The sequence below is a fragment of the Acidovorax sp. LjRoot204 genome (assembly GCF_056175785.1).
Genome location: NZ_JBGFFF010000229.1, coordinates 1 through 5,278, shown reverse-complemented (window position 1 = coordinate 5,278; position 5,278 = coordinate 1). Strand labels below are relative to the sequence as shown.

Annotated in this window: 5 protein-coding genes; 1 reads left to right on the top strand and 4 read right to left on the bottom strand. The window is 64.5% G+C overall.

Features of this window, described 5'->3' with window-relative positions; translation table 11 throughout:
• Positions 1 to 300 precede the first annotated feature (300 nt).
• Positions 301 to 798, top strand: coding sequence for a MarR family winged helix-turn-helix transcriptional regulator (locus tag AC04MI_RS23240; protein ID WP_056743974.1), 498 nt, complete (start codon positions 301 to 303; stop codon positions 796 to 798).
• 50 nt (positions 799 to 848) lie between these two features.
• Here the strand turns inward: AC04MI_RS23240 and AC04MI_RS23235 are convergent, their stop codons facing one another.
• From AC04MI_RS23235 to AC04MI_RS23220, 4 genes are all read right to left on the bottom strand, one after another.
• Positions 849 to 1,625: an enoyl-CoA hydratase-related protein gene (locus tag AC04MI_RS23235; protein WP_121942349.1), complete on the bottom strand. Its 777-nt coding sequence runs from the start codon at positions 1,623 to 1,625 to the stop codon at positions 849 to 851.
• A 23-nt stretch (positions 1,626 to 1,648) separates the two neighbouring features.
• Positions 1,649 to 2,641 carry a Bug family tripartite tricarboxylate transporter substrate binding protein gene (locus AC04MI_RS23230; RefSeq protein WP_436077852.1) on the bottom strand — a complete coding sequence of 331 codons (993 nt, stop codon included), beginning with the start codon at positions 2,639 to 2,641 and terminating at the stop codon, positions 1,649 to 1,651.
• A 60-nt stretch (positions 2,642 to 2,701) separates the two neighbouring features.
• Entirely contained in the window at positions 2,702 to 4,345 is a 1,644-nt protein-coding gene (gene aliA, locus AC04MI_RS23225; RefSeq protein WP_436077853.1) for a cyclohexanecarboxylate-CoA ligase, read from the bottom strand.
• A 71-nt stretch (positions 4,346 to 4,416) separates the two neighbouring features.
• The coding region (locus AC04MI_RS23220) for an acyl-CoA dehydrogenase family protein (RefSeq protein ID WP_476498821.1) at positions 4,417 to 5,278 on the bottom strand (862 nt) is incomplete at its 5' end.

The following is a 5,278-nucleotide window of genomic DNA, read 5'->3' as shown; positions in this document are numbered from 1 at the left end:
ATGCGCTACAGCGCGCGATGACGGTGTTGTCTCCCCTATGGTCCGTCCGCTCGCAGTGCCGAGGGCGTTGGCCCGTTGCGCGACCGCTTTCGGTGGGTTGTGGATTTCGATCAGCAGCTGATCGCCAATGATTGTGTTGCGCACCGGGTGCTTGAATTCATGCAGTCCGAAGGACAAGAGACAAAGCCGGTGGTTGGGTTGATCGTGATGGTGTGGTGCGGGGTGGCTGGTGAAGTGAGACAATATGTTGACTTGATTGCCGCGCGGTTGCAGTCTGCACAACCCACTAAGAACTCACGCATGCACCACCCTGATTCCAAAGCACAGATCGCCCGTATGGAGCTGGCTAACCGGTTGTTTTTTCGGCTGTATCAATGTGCGAACTTGTTGCATAAAACCGGTTCGCGAGCGGTGGAGAGCGAGGGGCTGACCACGCAGCAATGGGCGGTGCTGGGTGCCCTTTCGCGCGAGGAAGCGCAGCAGGGTATGGGGGTGAACGAGCTGGCGCGCTACCTGTTGGTCAGCCGCCAGAACCTCGCGGGGGTGATTGGACGCCTGGAGCGCGATGGCCACATCTGTATGGAGACCGATGAGAAGGACCGCCGCTCCCGCCTGATCAAGATGACCGAGTCCGGACGCATGACGTGGCTGGTCAAGGCCCGGCCCAAGATCGATGCCTATTACGAGCAGGCGCTGGACGAATTCTCGGTGGGAGACATCACCCACACGCTGCACTACCTGCTCAAGCTGCTGGACAACATGCAGCGGCTGGATACTGGCGCGGAGTCCGAGGGCTGAGCCTGCTCAGGACTTCCCGCTGCCGGTTGGGGGCGACCGGGGCCTTCAGCTCAGCGATGTTCGAACGCGGGAGCGCGTTTGTCCAGGAACGCGTGCATGCCCTCGTGGGCGTCGGCACTGGCAAAGCGCTCGTACAGCGCATGGCGCTCAAACAGAATGCCTTCGGTCAGCGGGCTTTCCCAGGCGCGGTTGATCGATGCCTTGATGGCCATGAGTGCGGGCAGCGAGAAGCTGGCAATCTGCGCCGCGAGGGTGAGCGTGCGGTCCAGTAACTCGGCGTCGGGTACGACGCGCGAGACCAGACCATAGCGGTCGGCCTCTTGCGCATCGAGCATGCGGGCCGACAGACACATGTCCATCGCCTTGGCCTTGCCGATGGCGCGCGGCAGGCGCTGCGTGCCCCCCGCGCCCGGCAGCATGGCGAGCTTGATTTCAGGCAGCGCGAATCGGGCTGATTCAGCGGCAACGATGATGTCGCAGGCCAGGGCCAGCTCACAGCCGCCGCCCATGGCAAAGCCTGCCACGGCCGCCAGCACCGGTTTGCGCACTTGGCGAATGGTCTCCCAGTTGCGGGTGATGAAGGCGCCCCGGTACACATCCATGAACGACCAGTCGGCCATGGCCGCAATGTCGGCACCGGCCGCAAATGCCTTGGTGCTGCCAGTGAGGACGATGGCGCCGACATCGTCTTCCGCATCGAAGGCCAGCAGGGCGGCGCCCAGCTGGTCCATCAGGGCGTCGTTGAGTGCGTTGAGCTGCTGGGGCCTGTGGAGCGTGATCACGCCCACCCGGCCCCGGGTTTCCGTCAGTACCAAAGCATCATTCATGGTGGGTGTGGCGGGTGGCCGGGTCAGTCGATGTTGATCTTGGCTTCCTGGATCAGGCCAGACAGCAGCTTGGTCTCTTCGGTCAGAAGGGTGCGGAACTCGGCGTTGTCCAGGCCCACGGGCTCGGCGCCCAGCGATTCATAGCGGTTCTTGGTGCTGGGCAGGGCCAGCACCTTGGCGATCTCCCGGGCCATGCGGGCCGTGACGTCTGCAGGTGTGCCATTGGGGGCCCACATGCCAAACCAGATGTCCAGCTCCGCACCCTTGAAGCCCAGCTCTGCCAGCGTGGGCACGTCCGGGAAGAACGACGACCGCTTGGCCCCCGCCACGGCCAGCATGCGTACCTTGCCTGCGCGCACGTGCGGGAAGGCAATGCCTGGGTCAAAGACATAGTCCGCCTGGTTGGCCATCACATCCTGCAATGCAGGCGCTGCGCCCCGGTAAGGGATGTGCGTTGCAAACACGCCGGTGACCTTCTTGAACAACTCGCCCGCCAGGTGCGGTGGCGTGCCGGGGCCTGCGGAGGAGTACGACAGTTTGCCCGGGTTGGCGCGGGCATAGGCCACAAACTCCCTGGCGTCCTTGAAGGTGGACTGGGGCTTGACCACCAGGTACATCTGGCTGCGGCCCACGCCCGCGATGGGCGTGAGGTCCTTGGCCGGGGCAATGCTCTGCTTGAAGAGGAAAGGGTTGGCCGTTTCGAACGAAGTAGGCGCAATCAGGAAGGTGTGGCCGTCTGCAGGTGCGCGAATCACTTCGGCCGCTGCCACGTTGCCGCTGGCGCCAGGTTTGTTGTCCACCACGACGGGCTGGCCCAGCGCTTCGGTGAGCGACTGGGCCATGACGCGTGCCATCACATCGGTGGTGCCGCCTGGGGCAAAGCCGACCACGATCTTGACCGGCTTGGTGGGCCAGGCCTGCGCATGCGCCGTGCCGATGGCGCCCAGGGCACAGAATGCCAGGGCGGCAGACTGGATGAGGCGTCTGCGGATGGGGGAAGGTTGGCGTGTGAGCATGTCGTTGTCTCCTGCTGGTTTGTTGTGTAGTAGTGATCGACGGGAAAACGGTGGCAACCTTCAGGCAACCTGTTCGCGCAGCATTTCGCGCAGCTTGAACTTCTGGATCTTTCCGGACGGTGTGGCTGGCATCACGTCTCGCACGATCAGGCGCTCGGGGATGTACTGCACGGCAATCTTCTGGTCCTTGAGGAACTGCACCAGGCCTGGCAGGTCGATGGTCTGCCCGGGCTTGGGCACCACCACGGCGCAGGCCCGCTCGCCCAGGCGCTCGTCAGGGTAGGCCACGATGGCCGCCATGGCGATGGAGGGGTGGCGGTAGAGCAGCGACTCGACTTCGACCACCGGAATGTTCTCGCCGCCGCGGATGATCACGTCCTTGCTGCGGCCGGTGATGCGCAGGTAGCCGCGCTCGTCGATGCGGGCCAGGTCACCGGTGTCGAACCAGTCGTCGGCGTCGGTGGCGTTCAGGTGCGCGCGGTGCAGGTAGCCGCCAAAGTTGGAGCATGAGCGCAGCAGCAGCTTGCCGGGCTCGCCTGGCGGCAAGGCGTTGCCGTCCACATCCACCACCTTGATCTCCACGCCAGGCAGTGGGCAGCCATCGGTGTTGAAAGAGCGTTCATCGTCGTCCTCCAGACGGGTGAGCGTGACAGCGCCATTCTCGGTCATGCCCCAAGCCGAGACGATCTTGGCGCCCAGCGCCTTGCGCGCCTGTTCCACCAGCGGACCAGGGATGGGCGCGCCAGCGCACAAAAAGGTGCGCAGGCTGGGTACGGCTACGCCGCTGTCGGCCACCGTACGCGCCAGATCGGTGAGGAACGGCGTGGAGGCCATGGTGAAGCTGGCCTTCTCTGCATTGATCAGTGCAATGGCCTTGGTGGGCTCCCACACGTCCTGTAGCACGGCACTGGCCTGTAGGAGGATGGGCATGATCAGGCCGTACATGAAGCCCGTCTGGTGTGCCATGGGCGAGGCCATCAACACCACGTCGTCAGCATCCAGGTGCAAGCGTTCGGCGTACGGGATGATGTTGGCCATCACGGTGTTGGCCGAGTGCATAACGCCCTTGGGCTCGCCCGTGGTGCCCGACGTGTAGATGAGCTGGGTGACTTCGTCGGGGCCGGGGCGGTGGGCGGCCAGGATGGCTCGCGCATCGGGCTGCTGTTCCCATTCGGGACCGCTGAGCAGGGCGTCAAAGCTGTTGGCACCACTGCCACCGACCACCACCACATGCTTGAGGTGCGGCAGGGCGGGCTGGAGGGCGGTGATCATCTGCTCAAAATCAAAGCCCCGAAAGGTCTGGGGCGCAATCACCACCTTGGCCTCGCCATGTTGCAGCATGAACGAGAGTTCGCGCTCGCGAAAGATGTGCATCAGCGGGTTCATTACGGCACCGATGCGCGAGCAGGCCAGGTAGGTCAGCGTGAACTGCCACCAATTGGGCAACTGGCACGCCACGATGTCGCCCCGGCCCACGCCCAGGCGCGCCAGGCCCACGGCAATGCGATCAGCCATGCGTGCCAACTCGCGGTAGGTAAAGCGGGCGGTGGCTCCCGTTTCCACTTGCAGCGCGGTCAGCGCCAGCTTGTCGGGGCAGGTGGTCACGCAGGCGTCCAGCGCATCGTTAATGGTGCGGTCACGCCAGTGGCCTTCGGCCACCCGCTGCGTGCGGCGCGGGGGGAGCAGTACAGCGTCAAATTCCATGGTCTTGTCTCCTGGTGTTGTTGTGGGTGATCCGTGGCCTGCGGTGAGCTGTGGTGACTTGGGGGGGGCGCTCAGACAGGCACAAACTTGCGGCCGGCTCGGGCGCGGGCGATGATGGTTTTCATGATCTGCGCCGTGCCGTCTCCGATCTGGAAGCCCAGCACGTCGCGCAGGCGCTGCTCCATCAGTCCGCGGTCGTAGCCGCCGTGGCCAAAGCACAGCAGGCATTGGTGGATCACGTCGTAGGCCAGCTTGGGGCCCCACCACTTGGCCATGCCGGCTTCTGCGGTGTGCGGCAGACCCTTGTCCTTGAGCCACAGGCCCTGCAGGCACAGCAGGCGAGCGCCTTCGACCTCGGTGTCGAACTGCGCCAGCGGATGCGTCACGCCCTGGAACGCCGACAGCGGCTGGCCGAAGGCCTGGCGCTGGGTGATGTATTCCCAGGTTTCCTCCAGCGCCACGCGCGCCACGGCCAGGCATTGCAGACCGATGAGCGAGCGCGAGAAGTCAAAGCCGTGCATTACCTGCACGAAGCCCTTGTTCTCGTCGCCCAGGCGGTGGCTGATGGGCACGCGCACGTTCTCGAAAAAGATCGAGCCGCGGCCAATGGCGCGTTGGCCATGGCAGTCAAAGCGGTTGGTGGTGATGCCAGGTGTATCCATGGGCACCAGCACGGCGGTCACACCATGCGCGGCCTGCTCGGGTGTGCCGGTGCGACCAAACACCACGGTGATGTCGGCCTGGTCGGCGGCCGAGATGGAGGTTTTTTCACCGTTGATGACGTAATGGTCGCCATCGCGGTCGATCTTCAGGCGCAGGTTGGCGGCGTCGGAGCCGCCACGCGGCTCGGTCAGGGCGATGGCGCAGATCGCTTCGCCTTGAATGAGTTTCTGCAGCCAGGGGCCGACCACGTCAGGGTTGCCATACTTGGAC

Excerpts from the sequence above, each read along its gene's own strand:
- aliA (WP_436077853.1), bottom strand. The coding sequence starts at position 4,345 with ATGGAATTTGACGCTGTACTGCTCCCCCCGCGCCGCACGCAGCGGGTG.
- AC04MI_RS23235 (WP_121942349.1), bottom strand. The coding sequence starts at position 1,625 with ATGAATGATGCTTTGGTACTGACGGAAACCCGGGGCCGGGTGGGCGTG.
- AC04MI_RS23240 (WP_056743974.1), top strand. The coding sequence starts at position 301 with ATGCACCACCCTGATTCCAAAGCACAGATCGCCCGTATGGAGCTGGCT.
- AC04MI_RS23230 (WP_436077852.1), bottom strand. The coding sequence starts at position 2,641 with ATGCTCACACGCCAACCTTCCCCCATCCGCAGACGCCTCATCCAGTCT.